Source organism: Neolewinella litorea, assembly GCF_004803465.1.
GTDB classification, from domain to species: Bacteria; Bacteroidota; Bacteroidia; order Chitinophagales; family Saprospiraceae; genus Neolewinella; species Neolewinella litorea.
On the sequence record NZ_SRSF01000028.1, the window covers coordinates 1 to 2163 of the forward strand.

Consider the following 2163-nt stretch of genomic DNA (forward strand, 5'->3'; position numbering starts at 1 on the left):
ATCGGTCACCTCAAGGATGATCACCGCATGCGGCGCAACTTTTTGAGCGGAGAACTAGGCGATGCCGTCAACTGCCTGCTGGCCGGAGCGGCCTTCAACCTGGTCAAGCGCCTGAATCAGCTGAAAATGCTGCCGGTGATGGTCATGCTGAAGCTGATCCAGCTGGCGATGGCCTTCTTTGAAACCTGCGTAGAAAGGCTAAATGGAGTAACCCTACCGAGGGCCCACCAGCGCAGAATGGCGTTGGGAGCGATATAAGCCTAAACCAAACCGCTGAGTATCTTTTTCAGGGACGACTACATAAAGGTGCTATGATAAGAAGCAAGGATTTTAGCCATAATTTTTACCTTACTATTCAAGACCGACCGGTTTCAACCGACAGAGTCACCGTAGGCGAGCTGAACAGTTCGCCTACTTTATTTTGTGCCGGCTGATGTTCTTCTAAGGAGTAAGTCTGTTGATTTTTGATCAGCGCATACATCATAACGGGAGTATTTCAGAAAGGTGCTATGATAGTCGTTGGGAGTATTTCAGAAAGTATGCCCCTGTTTTTTTACAGCGGAAGTATTCTTCGGCCAAGCCCCGTATAAGTTAAGGGGGATTGGGCAAAGAATACGTGACTACTGCCCGGCTCACAAGTCCAGACGTAATCGGTCATCGTAGAGGATGGCCAGCTGAGAGAGGATGCGGTTCCAGTTGTGCATGGGCTTTTTCCATTTACTAGTGACGTCGCGTTGGACGAGAAAAAGCAGTTTCATGAGCGCGGTGTCGGAAGTAAATGAGCCCTTGGTTTTGGTCACTTTGCGGAACTGACGGTGGAAGGCTTCGATGGCATTCGTCGTATAGATCACCTTCCTGATTAGTGGGCTGTAGTTGAACATCAGCGTCAAGCCGTCCAAGTTTCGACGCCAGGATGTACGTGTACGCTTCCCCTAAGCCGCAACCGCCCTAAAGTAGAAAATCTCGTTTGCTTTTTCGTAAGCTTCTGGGCTTTGGTAGCCTAGATTCCGATGGGGTCGGTCGTAGTTGTAGGTTATTGACTACTGCTATAGTTGGTCGTTGAGTTCTTCCAGGCTGGTGAACCAGCACTGGTTCAGGCATTCTACCCGCAGGGTCTTGTTCAGCCGTTCGATGATTCCATTCTGGCTCGGCTTTCCGGGCTGGATGTGTCGGAGTCCTACGTTGTGATAGTTAGCCCATTGGCGTAGTTGATGGCTAGTAAACGCCGGACCATAATCGCAGCGGATATAGGCGTGGCAGCCCCGCACCTCTACCAAGTTGTCGAGTACCTCGATCAACTTGCGCGCCGAAATACTACTATGGGCTTCGGCCCACATTGCTTTGCGCGATCCTTCATCCATTACGTTAATGATGCGCACGCTTTGCTGGTTAGGGCCAACCACCCAGTCACTTAAAAAATCCATTGCCCAACCCTCGTTGATGCCGTCGGGTGGCAGTAGTTCCTGATAGTCTCGCCGAATGCGCGGTCGTCTCGGGCCCCGATAGCTATCGGGGGAGGTGCAGTCTGGACTCAGTCCAAACGCGGTACACCCGTTTGTGATTGAAGGTATGTCCTTGGTTGCGTAGGTAGTAAAAGATCATCCAGAAGCCCCAGGCCAGAAAGCGGCTGGCGGTGCATTCCAGCAGGTCCTCCAGCTCCCAGTCGGGTTCTTCCGGGCGGTACCCCGGGCGGCGGTGGTGGTAGGTCTGACGACGAAAACCCAAGGCGCGGCAGTTGCGGCGCACACGAGACGAGACCGCTGCACAACTGGGCACGAAGTACTGCGCAGCAAACCCGAATCCTGGCCCAGTTGCTATCCTCTACGACGTCTGATTGCGCTTAGACTTGTAGGCCGACCGGCCGGAAACCGTTTCAAAAAGTGTGTCACGATAAGAACCAATAACTTTCGTAACACACTACAAGCACCATGGAAAACGAAGAATTCGATATGGAAGCCTTCCGCGAGGAGGCGATTAAGAAGCTACAAGCGGGCGAAGGCCTGCTGGGTGAGGGGGGAGCCTTCACCCCTTTGCTCAAGTCCTTTCTGGAGCAGGCACTGGACGGTGAGCTGGACGCTCACTTAGCCGATAAAGACGAACCAAATCGCAAAAATGGCCGTGGCAAGAAGCGCATCCGCACCTCGTTGGGCGAAGTGGAGATCG

Annotated in this window: 2 protein-coding genes and 3 pseudogenes; 2 read left to right on the forward strand and 3 right to left on the reverse strand. The window is 52.8% G+C overall.

Going from position 1 to position 2163, the window contains the following annotated elements:
* Positions 1–258: pseudogene (locus E4021_RS18255) on the forward strand (hypothetical protein); the annotation flags it as partial.
* A gap of 374 nt (positions 259–632) precedes the next feature.
* Here E4021_RS18255 and E4021_RS17870 read toward each other — a convergent pair.
* From E4021_RS17870 to E4021_RS17880, 3 genes and pseudogenes are all read right to left on the reverse strand, one after another.
* Positions 633–905 (reverse strand): annotated as a pseudogene (locus E4021_RS17870) (transposase); the annotation flags it as partial.
* A 141-nt stretch (positions 906–1046) separates the two neighbouring features.
* Entirely contained in the window at positions 1047–1571 is a 525-nt protein-coding gene (locus E4021_RS17875; protein ID WP_136460853.1) for a DDE-type integrase/transposase/recombinase, read from the reverse strand.
* Positions 1507–1725, reverse strand: a complete 219-nt coding sequence (locus tag E4021_RS17880) for a hypothetical protein (RefSeq protein WP_136460855.1) — start codon at positions 1723–1725, stop codon at positions 1507–1509. Before E4021_RS17880 ends, E4021_RS17875 begins: the two co-directional genes overlap by 65 nt.
* A 203-nt stretch (positions 1726–1928) precedes the next feature.
* Here E4021_RS17880 and E4021_RS17885 point away from each other — a divergent pair.
* Positions 1929–2163, forward strand: a pseudogene (locus E4021_RS17885) (IS256 family transposase); the annotation flags it as partial.